Raw genomic sequence first — 14,882 nt, forward strand, 5'->3', positions numbered from 1 at the left:
TCGCCTTGAACGCGGCCGCGTGCCGCTTCCTCTTCGCCATCTCGTCCGTCTCCTTCTCGAAGACCAAGATGACCTCAGATCGTAGCTCCCGTCAGCGTCCAATTTCCAGGGAGCACCTCAAGGTGCCCGAGCCCGCGTGCCCGCCCGACGGCGTCGTCCTGCAGACCATCGCCTGCGGCGTCTGCCGCTCGGACTGGCATGGCTGGGTGGGGGAGCATCCGCGGGTGAAGCCGGGCCAGATCGGGGGGCACGAATACTGCGGCGAGGTCGTGGAGGCCGGACCGGACGCGCAGTTCGCCGTGGGCGACCGGCTCGTCGCGCCCTTCATCCTCGCCTGCGGCAGCTGTCCGCAGTGCCGTGCCGGGGCGCAGAACACCTGCCTCGATCAGCGGCTGCCTGGATTCATCGAACCGGGTGCCTTTGCCGAATACGTGGCCGTCCCGCGTGACCACAACCTCGCACGCCTGCCCGAGACGCTCTCGCCCACCGTTGCCGCCGGCCTGGGCTGCCGGGTGACGACGGCCTGGCACGCGCTCACCGGGCGCGCCGCGCTCGACGCCGGCGAATGGCTCGCCGTTCACGGGACCGGCGGCATCGGCCTCTCTGCGGCGCTTCTGGGCCGGGCACTCGGGGCGCATGTCGTCGTCGTCGACATCGTGCAGGAGAAGCTCGACCACGCGCTGTCGCTCGGCATCGACGCCGCCGTCCTGGCCTCCGACGACACGGCTGCGCAAATCCGGGAGATCACCGGCGGCGGGGCCCACGTCAGCGTCGAGGCGCTCGGCTTTCCGGTCACAGTCAACGCCTCGCTGCAATGCCTGCGGCCCCTCGGGCGGCACGTGCAGGTGGGAATGCCCGTCGGGCACACCGCGCGGATGGAGGTCGACATGAGCGCCGTCTACCAGGGCAACCTCGCGCTCTACGGGACGCGGGGGATGCCGTCCTGGCGCTATCCGTCGCTCCTCGGGCTCATCACCTCGGGCAAGGTCGACATGGGTCCGCTCATCGCGCGCGAGGTCGCCTTGTCGGAGGCCTCGGCGGAGCTCGCGGCCTTCAACGGGCCGACACCGCCGGGTGTGGCCGTGATCACCGATTTCACACGCTAGAGTGCCGCGCCGCCCGGCCTGCGCCCAAGTTGCAGCGGGCGGCGCGGTCCGCGGTGGGGATTGTCCCGGCCGGGTTGCAGGGCCCGACCGGGGCGGGGCCGGCCCCCCCGGACCGCCCCCGCGTTCGGTCAGTAGCCGCGGCGGCAGACGCCCGCGTCGTCGCAGAAGATGCCGGCGAGACCGCCGACGATGGCACCGCGGTCGCCGTTGCCGTTGACGGCCTTGGCCGCGCCGTAGCCGACGGCCGCGCCGACGAGGCCGCGCTCGAGGTCGCTGTCGATGATTCCGCCATGCTGCGAACAGGCCGAAAGGAGAGCCGCGGAGGCGACGAGGGGGAGAAGGAGTTTCATGGTGTGTCTCCGGTTGGGGAGGCCGCCGGGGCGGCGCGTGTTTGCGATCGGCGCTGCGGGCGGCGTTCGTTGCCCCCTCGCTGCGACTGCCACGGAGTTAGGGCAGGGGCTGGCCGCTATGCGATGTCGGCGGAGGGGGTCCGGCCTGTTATCCGATGACTGCGCGGATCACCGCGCGCCGGGCCGCTCCGGTCCATCGGCGGAGGACCGCCGGACGACTCGAGTGCCCGGCGTTTCAGTCCCGTCTGGCGATCCCGTCCGAAATGTGGAAAAGGGGCTCCGAGGTCCGTCCAAACCGTAGAGTTCGCCCATGAAAGCCGCCGTCCTCGTCTTCCCAGGGTCCAACTGTGACCGCGACCTGGCGATCGCCTTCCGTGCCGCCGGTTTCGAGACCGCGATGGTCTGGCACAAGGAAACCGAGCTGCCCGCGGACGTCGATCTCGTCGGGGTGCCGGGCGGGTTTTCCTATGGCGACTATCTTCGCTGCGGCGCGATCGCGGCCCGCTCTCCGATCGCGGCGGCCCTGAAAGCGCACGCGGATCGCGGCGGGTTCGTCTTCGCGCCCTGCAACGGCTTCCAGATCCTGACGGAGGCCGGGATGCTGCCCGGCGCGCTCCTGCGCAACGCGGGGCTGAAGTACATCTGCAGGACGGTCGGCCTGCGCGTGGAAGAGACCGAAAGCGCCTTCACGTCGCGCTACGACAGGGGGCAGGTGATCGACGTTCCCATCGCCCACCATGAAGGGAACTACACGGCCGACGACGAGACGATCGCGCGTCTCAACGGTGAAAACCTCGTGGCATTCCGGTATGTTGCGACGCCGAACGGAGCCACCGACGGGATCGCGGGCGTGCTGTCGCCGAATCGCCGGGTGCTCGGCATGATGCCCCATCCGGAACGCGCGGCCGATCCCTTGCACGGGGGCACCGACGGTGCCGCGCTGTTCGCCGGCGTCGCCGCTGCGCTTGTCTCCGCCTGAGCCCTCTCACCGCGCTTGAGACGGGCCCGTCGGAGCGGTAAATTACGGAATGTTCTGGCGTTCCCCGAAAAACGACTCCCCGACGGGAGACGGCACCGAGACGGTAAAGCTGCGGCTGCCCTGGACCGTTCGCGCGCTGATCGTACTGATGATCCTCGCGGCGGGCGTCGCGATCTACGTGGTGAACGTTCTGCTGACCGAACGGCTGGTCGAGACGACGCGCCAGCGTGCCGAGTTGCGCCAGGCGCTCTACGGCGGGGCGATCCTGTCGGAGTTGCAGCGCAACTCCGTCGTTCCGATCCTTCTGACCCGCGATCCGACCCTGATCTCGGCGCTCAAGGCGCAGGACTTCTCGACCTCGAGCCAGCGGCTCATCTCCTATGTCGACGAGATCGGGGCGGCCTCGATCCGGCTGATGGACATGGATGGCCGCACGGTCGCGGCCACGGACCGGGAGCAGTTGGGCTCCCTCCATCGCAACAGCCCCTTCTTCACCGAGGCGGTTGGAACGACGGATACGGTCTTCACCATCTTTCCAACGGAAACAGGGGCCTACGAGGCGAGCTTCAGTCGGATCGTGCGCGACGGGGCGAACCTTCTGGGCGTGCTTCAGGTGCAGGTGAACCTGTCGCAGTTCGAAAGTCGCTGGCGCGGCACCACGGCGGCGGTCGCCGTGACGGATGCCTCGGGCACCGTCATCCTGACGACGGAGCCGCGCTGGCGCGGGCGGTCGCTCGACAACGCGCTCGCCGCGACCTCGGTGCCGTCGGCGCTCGAGCGCGCCCTGCAATCGGCCAGCCCCTTCGGCGGGGACGGCGACGACAGCTATCTCGCGGGCAATGCTCTCATCCAGCTCGAGACGCGCGTGCCGTTCCGGGGCTGGAGCCTCGTCAGCTTCACGAGCTACGAGAGCGTGCGCGAACGTGTGAACGGCGTGCTGGCGCTCATCATCACCGGCTTCGCGCTCCTTCTCGCGCTCGGCTTCTACCTGCTGAACCGCCGCTCGACCCTCCGCTCCGTCCTCTTCCAGCGCGAGTCGCTGCAGCTGCGGCGGCTGAACCACCGGCTCTCTAGCGAGATCGCCGAGCGCAAGCGCGTGCAGGAGGAACTGAAGGAAACCGAGCAGAGCCTGGCGCAATCCTCCAAGCTGGCCGCGCTCGGCGAGATGTCGGCCGCGGTCAGCCATGAGCTCAACCAGCCGCTCGCCGCGATGAAGACCTATCTCGCGGGCGCGCGGTTGCTTCTGCAACGGCGACGGGCGGACGAGGCGCTGTCGTCGTTCCAGCGGATCGACGACCTGATCGACCGGATGGGGGCGATCACCCGTCAGTTGAAATCCTATGCCCGCAAGGGCGGCGATGCCTTCGAGCCGATCGACGTCCGTCAGGCGCTGTCGGCCGCGCTGACGCTCATGGAGCCCCAGCTGCGTCAGGAGAAGGTGCAGCTGAGCCAGGCGATCCCGGACACGCCGGTCATGGCGCTCTGCGACCGGCTGCGGCTCGAACAGGTCATCATCAACCTCGTGCGCAACGCGCTCGACGCCATGCGCGAATGCGATCACAGGGAACTCGACATCCTTCTGACGGTTGGAGAAGAGGTGGTTCTCGCGGTCCGCGACACGGGGCACGGGCTCAAGGATCCGGAGAAGCTGTTCGAGCCCTTCTACACCACCAAGCGCCCGGGCGAGGGCGTGGGGCTTGGCCTTGCGATCAGTTCGGGTATCGTCAATGACCTCGGTGGGCGGTTGACCGCGCGAAATGCAGCCGACGGCGGAGCAGTCTTTGAAGTCCGGCTTCCATCCATAGAAATGGCGCAAGACGCAGCGGAATAAGGAAATCACATGGCCGAGCAGACACGGATCGCCATCGTCGACGACGAGCAGGACATGCGCCAGTCGATCAGCCAGTGGCTGGCCCTTTCGGGGTTCTCGACCGAAACCTACGGCAGCGCCGAGGAAGCCCTGAAGAAGATCACACCCGAATATCCCGGGGTCGTCATCACCGATATCCGTATGCCCGGCATGGACGGGATGGTGTTCCTAAAGCGTCTGATGAGCCAGGATTCGTCGCTGCCGGTCATCATGATCACCGGGCACGGCGACGTGCCCATGGCGGTCGAGGCTATGCAGCTCGGGGCCTACGACTTCATGGAGAAGCCGTTCAACCCAGATCGTATGACCGACCTTGCCCGACGCGCGGCGCAGGCGCGCAAGCTTACGCTCGACAACCGGGCCCTGCGGCGGGAGCTCTCGGACGGCACGGTGCTGATGCGCAAGCTCATCGGGACGAGCCCGGCGATGGAACGGCTGCGCGAGGATATTCTCGACCTGGGCCAGGCTGACACGCATGTGCTGATCGACGGCGAGACGGGGACGGGAAAGACGCTCGTGGCGCACGCGCTCCACGCGGTCGGGCCGCGGCAGGGCAAGACCTTCGCGCTCGCCTCCTGCGCCGCGATGGGCGAGGAGGAACTGGGCGCGAAGCTCTTCGGCCCGGTCACCGAGGGCGGCTTGCCGCTCATCGAGGAGGCACGGGGCGGGACGCTCGTGCTCGAGGACATCGAGGCGCTGCCGCTGGCTCTGCAGGCCAAGCTGCTGACGTTCATCAACGACCAGGGCACGCCCGCGGAGACGCGCATCGTCGCCATCCACAACGGCTCGGACCCCGAGAAGTCGCTCGAGGATTCGCTGCGCCCGGATCTCTTTTTCCGGTTGGCGGCGATGAAGCTCGTGCTGCCGCCGCTGCGTAACCGGGGCGAGGACGTGCTGACGCTCTTCACCCATTTCGCCGAGAGCTTCGGTGAGGAGTACGGCGCGACCCCGCCGCAGCTTTCCGCGCAGGAGGCGGCGCAACTGCTGCAGGCCCCGTGGCCCGGCAACGTGCGCCAGCTCATCAACCTCGCAGAGCGCGCGGTGCTGCAGCAGCGACGCGGCACCGGCTCCATCGCCTCGCTCCTGATGTCGGACACGCAGGAGCAGGGGGAGACCGTGCAGGTCACGACCGAGGGCAAACCGCTCAAGGAATACGTGGAGGCCTTCGAGCGCATGCTCATCGACAACACCATGCGCCGCCACCGCGGCTCAATCGCGAGCGTGATGGAGGAATTGTCGCTGCCGCGACGGACGCTGAACGAGAAGATGGCCAAATACGGATTGAGCCGCTCGAACTACCTTTGATGTTCATCAGTGCGCCCCGCTGCCCGAGATGACGGGCGCGGGCGATGGAAGGGTCCGGGGTCGAACGACCATCGGAGCCTTTCGCGGTATTTCAAGCGCAATTCGATTTTGAGAGGCCATTTCATGCTGCACAATCGCGTTCTTGGCGATCCGTCGGGACGTCCCGTCCTGTTTCTCCACCCCGGCAACGCCGCCGGCCTTGCCTGGGCCGACACGGTCGCGCGCATTCCTGGCGTGGCGGCCCATTGCCCCGACCTGCCGGGCTTCGGCGAAAGTCGGGAGATACCCCTGGAGGATTACGGGAAGAGCGCGGATGCGCTCGCGCACCTGATGCGGGAGGGGGGCGTCCCGACACCGATCCCCGTCGTCGGCTATTCGATGGGAGCCTATACGGGAATGATGCTCACTCTGCGGCACCCCGATCTGGTCTCGGCCGCGCTCCTCAACGGGTTTCAGGTCGGTCCGCTCAAGGGGGCCTGGTGGCTGATCCCGTTCATGTACCTGATCTCGCCGGTGATGACGACGCGCTTCATGCGGGTCCGGTCCTTCCGTGCGCTCGGCATCGGGGAGAGCGGCTCCTGGGCCCCCGGGCCGGAGTCGCCCTGTGACGTGCCGACGCTGCGGCGCGTGGGGGCGCTTGCGGCGCGGTTCGACGTGCGCGACCGGCTGCCGGGGCTCGAGCGGCCGGTGACAGCGCTCGCCGGCGACCGGGAAATGCCGGACATCCGCGAAAGCGTGGCCCGGATCGCGCGGGACGTGCCGGACGCACGCGGCCTGCTCGCGCCGGGCGGTCACGGCTGGCCCGCGGTCGAACTCGACCTCTTCGCCGAGACCGTGTCGGCCTGGCTCGACGAGCGTCCGCTTCCCGCCGCGCTCAAACCCGCCTGAGCCGCCGGCAATCCGGCGTCGGCCCTTGCCAATCGGGGCGCGGAATGGACGTCTTGGCGCAACCGTATCGCGCCGGCCGGAAAGGGGAGCCATGCTTCGGATCGTCAGCCTGAACGCCTGGGGCGGACGCTGCTGGCCGGCGCTCGACCGGTGGCTGGCCGTCGAGCGCCCCGACGTCGTCTGCCTCCAGGAGGTGACGCGCGCGCCGCTGCGGGCCCCGCCCTGGCTCAGCTACCGGGATGCCTATAGGCAACTCGATCAGCGCAGCGACCTCTTCGCCGACGTCTCGAAGGCGCTGCCGTCGCATCAGCCCTGGTTCGCCGCCGCGGCGCGCGGACCCCTGACCGACACGAACGGGCGCGACTGGAAGTCCGAGCACGGCATCGCCTGCTGGGTCGCGCCGCATCTGGCGGTGACCGAGCGGATTCAGGGTTTCGTCCACGGCCGCTTCCGCCGCGACGGCTGGGGCGAGGAGCCGGTGCCGCGCACGATGCAGGTCATGCGCATCGAGGAGCCTCTGTCGGGCCAGTCGCTGGTCGTTGGACATTTCCACGGGCTGCGTGATCCCGAGGGGAAGGGGGACACGCCCGCACGCGCCCGACAGGCCAAGCGCGCGCTCGCGCTCGTCGAGGGGCTCGCGGGGCAGGGCGAGGGGGTCGTCCTTGGCGGCGACTTCAACGTCCTGCCCGGGTCCGAGACCTTCGACATCCTGGGCGAGGGTGGTTTGCGCGATCTCGTGACGGCGCACGGGATCGAGGATACGCGCACCGAACTCTACCAGAAGCCGGTGCGCTTCGCCGACTACATGCTGGTCAACGCGGCGGTCGACGTGCAGGGGTTCACGGCTCCGGCCGAGCCGCTGCTCTCCGACCACCGTCCGCTCATCCTCGAGGTCGGCCTGGGCGAATGAGCGGGGGTCCGCCGGCCGCATTGGCGATTGTATTCGGCAGGGAAATGTAACAGATAGAACACACGGAGCTGCGCGCGGATGCTCGGGCGTGGCGACCGGTGAGATTCTTTCCCGTGCATTCCCGGCCTCGCATGAAGGCCACGCATCGGGGGAAGTTTACGAAGGCCCACCCGCCTTCGGCAGAGCTGCCCGGACCACACCTCCGGGCTTTGATTGGACTCGGGCCGCCGCCAGTCGCGGCGCGTCGGGTCGGAGTAGACGCGCGATGACGCAGGACAGGATAGCGATCGGCGGGAAGCGGCTTGGCCGCCCCGCCGCCGTCGTGCCTGCGCGCGCCCCAGCACAAGGACAGTCGCGGCGCGCCCCCCCGGGGGCGGGTCGCGACCGTCGTGGAAAGTTAAATGGCGAAGAAAATGCTGATCGACGCCACCCACCCGGAAGAGACCCGGGTCGTGGTGGCAGACGGGAACAAGGTCGAGGAATTTGATTTCGAGAGCCTGAACAAGCGGCAGCTTGCGGGCAACATCTATCTGGCGAAGGTGACGCGGGTCGAACCGTCGCTGCAGGCGGCTTTCGTGGACTATGGCGGCAACCGCCACGGCTTCCTCGCATTCTCGGAAATCCACCCGGACTACTACCAGATCCCCAAGGCGGACCGCGATGCGATCCTGGCCGAGGAGCGGGCCTATGCCGAGGCTCTGGCCGCCGCGGACGAGGCTGCCGAAGCCCCGCAGGAGAAGGCCGAGGCATCCGAGGACGATGCCGAGGAGGCCCCGAAGAAGCCCCGGACCCGGTCGCGCACGCGCAGCCGGTCGAAGAAGGCGAATGCCGAAACCACCGATGGCGAAGCCACCGACACGGAAGCCTCCGCGAAGGCCGCGATCGTGGCTGATGAAGCCTCTTCGGACGGCGTCGTCGCCGGCGGGGCCGCCGAAATGTCGGAAGCCGCGCAGCAGACGGACGGCCAGAGTGGCACGGACGAAACCGGCGCGCAGACCTCCGGCGACGGTGACGAAGACGGCCCGGTAACGACCATCGCCGAGAGCGCGGGCCTCGAGGACGAGGAAGTGCGCTCGGAGGTTGCGGAGCCCGCCGAAGAGGCCGCCCCGGCCGAGCCCGCCGGCATGGAGACCGTCGATCTGGACGGTGGCGAAAGCGAAGAGGCCTCCGCCGAGGCCGCGCAGGAGGTCACCGAAGACACCCCGGCCGAGAAGCCCAAGCGCAGCCGCTCGCGCTCGCGCAGCCGCTCGAAGAAGGCCGAGCCCGCCGACAAGGACGCGAACGTCGAGACCGTCGCCGACGACGACACCGAGGAGGAGATCCGTCCGCCCCGTCCGCCGCGCCCCAAGGCGCGCAAGTACAAGATCCAGGAGGTCGTGAAGGTCCGCCAGATCATGCTGGTGCAAGTCGTCAAGGAAGAGCGCGGCAACAAGGGCGCGGCGCTCACGACCTATCTGTCGCTGGCCGGGCGCTACTGCGTGCTGATGCCCAATACCGCCCGGGGCGGCGGGATCAGCCGCAAGATCACCAACGCGACCGACCGCAAGAAGCTCAAGGCCATCGCCCAGGAGATCGAAGTGCCGCAGGGCGCGGGCCTCATCGTGCGTACCGCCGGGGCGAAGCGCACGAAAACCGAGATCAAGCGCGACTACGAATACCTCCAGCGCCAGTGGGAGCAGGTGCGCGAACTGACCCTGAAGTCGATCGCGCCCGCGCCGATCTACGAAGAGGGCAACCTCATCCACCGCTCGATTCGCGACCTCTACAACCGCGACATCGACGAGGTCATCGTCGAGGGCGAAGCCGGGTACCGCGACGCCAAGGACTACATGAAGCTGATCATGCCGTCCCACTCGAAGAACGTGAAGCAGCACCCCGGCGGTGGGCAGCCGCTCTTCGCGAAGCACGGCGTCGAGAGCTATCTTGCGGGGATGTTCAACCCGACGGTCCAGCTGAAGTCGGGCGGCTACATCGTCATCGGCATCACCGAGGCGCTCGTCGCCGTCGACGTGAACTCGGGCAAGTCCACCAAGGAAGGCTCGATCGAGGAGACGGCGCTCAAGACCAACCTCGAGGCCGCCGCCGAAGTGGCGCGGCAGGCCAAGCTGCGCGACCTCGCGGGCCTGATAGTGATCGACTTCATCGACATGGACGAGCGCAAGAACAACGCCGCCGTCGAGAAGTGCCTGAAGGACGCGCTCAAGAACGACCGGGCGCGCATCCAGGTGGGCCGCATCTCGGGCTTCGGCCTTCTGGAAATGTCGCGGCAGCGGCTGCGCCCCGGCATGCTCGAGGCGACGACACAGGAATGCCCGCACTGCCACGGCACCGGCCTCATCCGGTCCGACGATTCGGTCGCGCTTTCGATCCTGCGCGCGATCGAGGAGGAGGCCGTGAAGAAGCGCAGCCGCGAGGTGAAGCTCACGGTCCCGGTCGACGTCTGCAACTACCTGATGAACGAGAAGCGGGAGCATCTCGCCTCGATCGAGACGCGTTACGAAATGGCGGTTCGCGTGGTGGCCGACCCGCTGATGGTTGCGCCGAACTTCACGCTGGAGAAGTTCAAGACGGCCACAAGGGTCATCCCCAAGGCCAAGACGGTCGTGGGCATGGATACCTCCTGGACGCCGGATGACGACGTCGTCGAGGCCGATGCCGAGGAGGTCGAGGAGACCGCCGAGACCACCTCGGAGGAGGAGCGCCCGAAGAAGAAGCGTCGCCGCCGGTCGCGTCGCAAGAAGTCCGGTGGGGGCGAGAACCAGCAGGGCGAGACGCCGCAGGCGTCGGAGCGCGATGACAGCGATGCCGAGGCCGAAAACGCCGCGGACCCCGACGTGCCGCCGCAGGATGGTGCCCCGGAGACGACGGCCGAGGCGGCTCCGGCCCCCGATGCCGCCGAGGAGGACGCTCCGAAGCCGAAGACTTCGCGCAGCCGCGCGCGCTCGAAGAAACCCGCCGAGGAGAAAGCGGAGGACGCCGAGGCCAAGCCGGCCGAGGCTACGGAAGAGGCTCCGGCCGAAGAGGATGCGCCGAAAGCGAAGGCCAAGACGTCGCGCCCGCGCGCCCGGGCCAAGGCCCCCGCGCCGACCTCCGGCCCGTCTGACGCTGTGGCAGAGGCCGCGGCGGCGGCCGAGGAGGCCACCGGCGAGGCCCCCGCGGAGGCCGCATCGGCCGAGCCCGTCGCCGAAGCGCCGGCCACCGAGGCACCGGCGGAACCCGCGGCCGAGACGCAGGAGGAGGCTCCGGCCAAGCCGAAGCGCAAGGGCTGGTGGTCCTTCGGGAGCTGACCGGCAGGAAGATCGAGATCGAAGGGCACCCCGCGGGGTGCCCTTTCGCGTTCAGCGGCGGGGCGCGGTGGCAAGGATGTCCTGCGCCCGAAGCCAGCCGGAGGACCCCTCGGGCAGAAGCCCGGAGGCCCGCTGCGCGTGGATCGCCGCATCGTCGAGCCGCCCGAGCACCGCATAGCGCTCCGCCGTCGCCACCGAGGCGAGCCCGGCGTTCCCCTGCCGCGCGTAGGCGGTGGCAAGATCGCGCAGCATGGCCGGGTCGTAAGGGTCGTTCGCACGCGCCCGCTCCAGCACGCGCAAGGCCTCGCCCGTCTGCCCGGCGGCCATCATCGCGCGACCGAGCCCGGCCTGGATCAGCGGCTCGCGCGGTGCGATCTGCGCTGCGCGGCGATAGCTTGCGGCGGCCGCGGCCGCCTGTCCCGCTTCGAGCAGGAACTGCCCGCGCAGCTCGTGGTAATAGGCATCGTTCGGGCGCGCGGCGATCAGGCTGTCGATCGCGCCGAGCGCGCCGTTCAGGTTGGCCTTGCGATGTTCCGCGATGGACCGGCGGAGCACCGAGATCTCGTCGTTCTCCCGCCCGATGCGGCGCAGCGTCCAGCGCGGGGCCCGCAGGAAGGCCGACAGCTTGCCCGTCGCGCGGGCATACCAGTAGTCGACGGCCCGCCGGTCGGTCGCGCGCGGCGTGACGGCCGCGGCGAAGCCCTCGACCGCGCGGATCCGGTCGCGGGTCAGGGGATGGGTCTGCGCATAGGGGTCCTGCCGCCCGACCGAGAGGAACTCCTGCCCCCGGAAAAGCTCCAGCACCTCGCGCGCGGCCTTCGGGTCGGTGCCGGCGGCTGCCATGTAACGTAGGGAGGACTGGTCGGCGCTCGCCTCCTCCGCGCGGGTATGTGCGAAGAGCGAGCGCTGCGCGGCCGAGGCCGTGCCCGCGGCTACTCCGAGGCCCGCGCGGCTTCCGCCGGCCGCGGCCGCCGCGACCGAGAGCACGAGACCGAGGCGCGCGGCCGTCGCCGCCTGTCGCGCGGCGACAGGGCGGCGGGTAAGGTGACCATTGGCGATATGCGCGGCCTCGTGGGCCAGCACGGCTTGCAATTGATCCGCCGACTCGAGCCGCAGGAGCAGACCGGAGTGAATGAAGATCGCCCGCGCGTTGCCGACGAATGCATTCATCCGGTCGTCGTCGATGACGTAGATGCGCACCGATCCTGACAGGCCGGCCTGCTGCAGGATGGGCTGCGCGACCTGGCGCAACGCGTGCTCGATCTCGGCGTCGCGGATCAGCCCCTGCGACAGCGCCTGCGCGGCGCTCAGGAGAAGGGCGAGGGTGGCGGTGAACAATCTGCGGAACATCGCGGCTCTCCGGGTGGCGGCGGGGCATCATTGACGGGCCGGGGCGTCCGGGCCATGACCGTGAAAACACTATCGGAGGCGCAGATGGCAGGTGCAAGGCGGGTCTCGGACCGCAGCCAGGTCGATCCGTTCATCGTGATGGACGTGATGGAGCAGGCCCGCCGTCTGGAAGTGGCCGGGCGCAGCATCATCCACATGGAAGTGGGCCAGCCGGGGACGCCCGCGCCGGCGGCGGCCCGGGCTGCGCTCGCAGAGGCGATGGAGGCGGGGCCGCTTGGCTACACGGTCGCGCTCGGCCTGCCCGAGTTGCGCGCGCGGATCGCCCGGCTTTATGCCGATTGGTACGGCCTCGACCTCGATCCGAACCGCGTGGTGGTCACCGCCGGGTCTTCGGCGGCGTTCCTGCTGGCCTTTACCGCGCTCTTCGACGCGGGCGACCGCGTGGGCCTCGGCCTGCCATGCTATCCCTCCTACCGGCAGATCCTGAAGGCGCTCTCGCTCGACGTCGTGGGCATCGAGACCCGCGCCGAGGACCGGTTCCAACCTCTGGCCGGCGACCTGCCGGCGCTCGACGGGCTCATCGTGGCCTCGCCGGCCAACCCGACGGGCACGATGCTCGACCGCGCGTCGATGGCCGGGCTGATCGAAGCGTGCCACGGGCAGGGCGCGGCCTTCGTCTCGGACGAGATCTATCACGGTCTCCACTACGACGCCCCGGCCGTGAGCGCGCTCGAGGTGTCCGACGACGTCTACGTCATCAACTCCTTCAGCAAGTATTTTTCCATGACCGGCTGGCGCATCGGCTGGATGGTCGTGCCGGAGCGCGATCTGCGCACGATCGAGCGGCTCGCGCAGAACATGTTCATCTGTGCTCCGCACGCGAGCCAGGTCGCTGCGCTCCACGCGCTCGACGCCAGCGCGGAGCTGGAGGCGAACCGGGCGGTCTATGCCCGCAACCGCGCGCTGATGCTCGACGGGCTGCCGAAGGCCGGGTTCCATCGCATCGCGCCGCCCGATGGTGCCTTCTATGTCTATGCCGACGTGTCGGATCTGACCGACAACAGCCTGAGCTTCGCGTCGGAAATACTTGAAAAGGCTGGAGTCGCCGTGACCCCCGGGCTCGACTTCGACCCGGATCGCGGCGCGGGCACCTTGCGCTTCAGCTACGCGCGGGCCAGCGCGGATATCGAGGAGGGGCTGGCCCGCCTCAAGACCTTCATGGACGCGCGATGATCCGGGCGCTGCTGTTCCTTTTCGCGATGTGCGCCGGCACGGTTGCCGCCGCGCAGGAGTTCAACGCCCGCGCCACGGTGGAGGCCATCCGGGCGGAGGAGGACAGGCTGGCCGTCGTCTTGTCGCAGCCGGTGCCTTGGCGCGTCTTCGTGGAGGCCGATCCCTGGCGGCTGGTGCTCGACACGTCGGAGGTCGACTGGTCCTCCGCCGATCCGACCGCCGTCGTGGTCGAGACCGACTGGCGCGCGGGGCGCATCCGTGCCGGCTGGTCGCGGCTGATGGTGGAGTTGCCGGGTCCGATGCAGGTTTCGCAGGCCTGGATGGAGACCGGCGACGGGACGACGATCACGGTGGAGCTCGAGGAGGGGGCGGGGCCGACGGGCCCGCTCAACCCGCAGACGTGGGAGGCCGCCCCGCCCGAGGAGGTGCCGACGACCCCGCGCCCCCGCCAGACCGGGGACCGCCCGCTCGTCGTGGCGCTCGACCCGGGGCACGGCGGTGTCGACCCGGGGGCGGAGCGCAACGGCCTGACCGAGGCGGCGCTGATGCTGCGCTTCGCGCGGGAGCTGTCCGAGGTGCTCACGCGGCGGGGGCACGACGTCGTGCTGACGCGGGAAGGCGACGAATTCGTCGGCCTGCGCGGGCGGTCGACCGTGGCGCGGGCGGCCGGCGCGGACCTGATGATCTCGCTGCATGCCGATGCGGTCGCGGGGGGCGGGGCCGAGGGCGCGACGGTCTACACGCTCTCGCCCGGCAACGACTCGGCGCTCGCGGCCGAAATCGCGCAGCGGCACGCGCGCGACGATCTGCTCCTCGGGGTCGAGGACGTCGAGGCGGGCGACGAGATCGCGCGCATCCTCGTGGAGCTGGCCCGCGCCGAGACCGCGCCGCGCGCGAACGCGCTGGCCGATGCGCTGGTCGGCGGGCTGAACGGAGCGGCTATCCGGTTGCACAAGCGGCCGCGCCTCGGCGGCAAGTTCACCGTGCTGAAGGCACCGGACATTCCTTCGGTGCTGCTCGAACTCGGCTTCATGTCGAACCCCCGCGATCTCGACAACATCGCCTCGGTCGACTGGCGCTCGCGCATGGCCGTGGCGATCGCCGACGGGATCGAGGCCTGGGCGGAAGCCGACGCGGCCGAAGCGCTGCGCCTCCGGCGGTAGCGCCGTTGGCACCCGTGGATGATGCGCTCAGATGAGGCGCAGCTGGTCCTCAGCCGGAAGGGCCCCTTCATGGCGCAGCAGGAATTCCTTCGTCGGCAGCCCGCCTCCGAAGCCGGTCAGCTTGCCCGACGACCCGACGACGCGGTGACAGGGCAGGATGATCGGGAGCGGATTGGCCCCGTTCGCCGCGCCGACGGCCCGGCTCGCACCCGGACGCCCGAGGGCCTCGGCCATCTGGCCGTAGCTGCGCGTCTCTCCGAACGGGATCGAGGCAAGCCACCGCCAGACGGCGGTCTGAAACTCCGTGCCCGACAGCGCGAGTGAGGTGCTCCCTGGAAATTGGACGCTGACGGGAGCTACGATCTGAGGTCATCTTGGTCTTCGAGAAGGAGACGGACGAGATGGCGAAGAGGAAGCGGCACGCGGCCGCGTTCAAGGCGA

At 69.4% G+C, this 14,882-nt stretch carries 12 protein-coding genes; 9 read left to right on the plus strand and 3 right to left on the minus strand.

What is annotated here, in order from left to right:
• Positions 1-68 precede the first annotated feature (68 nt).
• Positions 69-1,106 (plus strand): alcohol dehydrogenase catalytic domain-containing protein, encoded by a 1,038-nt coding sequence (locus HSX43_RS19205; RefSeq protein ID WP_179381763.1) that lies wholly within the window; start codon positions 69-71, stop codon positions 1,104-1,106.
• Positions 1,107-1,234: 128 nt separating this feature from the next.
• Here the strand turns inward: HSX43_RS19205 and HSX43_RS19210 are convergent, their stop codons facing one another.
• Complete coding sequence (locus HSX43_RS19210) at positions 1,235-1,456, minus strand: hypothetical protein (RefSeq protein ID WP_179381762.1); 222 nt, start codon at positions 1,454-1,456, stop codon at positions 1,235-1,237.
• Positions 1,457-1,766: 310 nt separating this feature from the next.
• Between HSX43_RS19210 and purQ the strand changes: the two genes are divergently transcribed.
• The 6 genes from purQ (at position 1,767) to HSX43_RS19240 (ending at position 10,695) form a co-directional block, all read left to right on the plus strand.
• The gene (gene purQ, locus HSX43_RS19215; protein ID WP_179381764.1) at positions 1,767-2,435 is read left to right on the plus strand and encodes a phosphoribosylformylglycinamidine synthase subunit PurQ; all 669 of its coding nucleotides are present in this window, start codon (positions 1,767-1,769) and stop codon (positions 2,433-2,435) included.
• A gap of 49 nt (positions 2,436-2,484) precedes the next feature.
• Positions 2,485-4,266, plus strand: a complete 1,782-nt coding sequence (locus HSX43_RS19220; protein ID WP_179381765.1) for a sensor histidine kinase — start codon at positions 2,485-2,487, stop codon at positions 4,264-4,266.
• A gap of 9 nt (positions 4,267-4,275) precedes the next feature.
• Positions 4,276-5,610, plus strand: coding sequence for a sigma-54-dependent transcriptional regulator (locus tag HSX43_RS19225; RefSeq protein WP_179381766.1), 1,335 nt, complete (start codon positions 4,276-4,278; stop codon positions 5,608-5,610).
• Between the two features lie 123 nt (positions 5,611-5,733).
• Positions 5,734-6,498: an alpha/beta fold hydrolase gene (locus HSX43_RS19230; protein WP_179381767.1), complete on the plus strand. Its 765-nt coding sequence runs from the start codon at positions 5,734-5,736 to the stop codon at positions 6,496-6,498.
• Between the two features lie 91 nt (positions 6,499-6,589).
• Entirely contained in the window at positions 6,590-7,408 is an 819-nt protein-coding gene (locus HSX43_RS19235) for an endonuclease/exonuclease/phosphatase family protein (RefSeq protein ID WP_179381768.1), read from the plus strand.
• Positions 7,409-7,809: 401 nt separating this feature from the next.
• Complete coding sequence (locus tag HSX43_RS19240; protein WP_179381769.1) at positions 7,810-10,695, plus strand: Rne/Rng family ribonuclease; 2,886 nt, start codon at positions 7,810-7,812, stop codon at positions 10,693-10,695.
• Positions 10,696-10,746: 51 nt separating this feature from the next.
• On the opposite strand, the gene HSX43_RS19245 is transcribed toward HSX43_RS19240, so the two are convergent.
• Positions 10,747-12,045, minus strand: coding sequence for a M48 family metalloprotease (locus tag HSX43_RS19245; protein ID WP_179381770.1), 1,299 nt, complete (start codon positions 12,043-12,045; stop codon positions 10,747-10,749).
• A gap of 84 nt (positions 12,046-12,129) precedes the next feature.
• Between HSX43_RS19245 and HSX43_RS19250 the strand changes: the two genes are divergently transcribed.
• Positions 12,130-13,278, plus strand: coding sequence for a pyridoxal phosphate-dependent aminotransferase (locus tag HSX43_RS19250; RefSeq protein WP_179381771.1), 1,149 nt, complete (start codon positions 12,130-12,132; stop codon positions 13,276-13,278).
• Positions 13,275-14,441 (plus strand): N-acetylmuramoyl-L-alanine amidase family protein, encoded by a 1,167-nt coding sequence (locus HSX43_RS19255; RefSeq protein WP_179381772.1) that lies wholly within the window; start codon positions 13,275-13,277, stop codon positions 14,439-14,441. The genes HSX43_RS19250 and HSX43_RS19255 overlap by 4 nt, the downstream gene beginning before the upstream one ends.
• 27 nt (positions 14,442-14,468) lie before the next feature.
• Here the strand turns inward: HSX43_RS19255 and HSX43_RS19260 are convergent, their stop codons facing one another.
• Entirely contained in the window at positions 14,469-14,804 is a 336-nt protein-coding gene (locus HSX43_RS19260; RefSeq protein ID WP_179381773.1) for a methylated-DNA--[protein]-cysteine S-methyltransferase, read from the minus strand.
• Between the last annotated feature and the right edge of the window lie 78 nt (positions 14,805-14,882).

Origin of the sequence: Jannaschia marina (assembly GCF_013404595.1) — a bacterium.
GTDB classification, from domain to species: Bacteria; Pseudomonadota; Alphaproteobacteria; order Rhodobacterales; family Rhodobacteraceae; genus Jannaschia; species Jannaschia marina.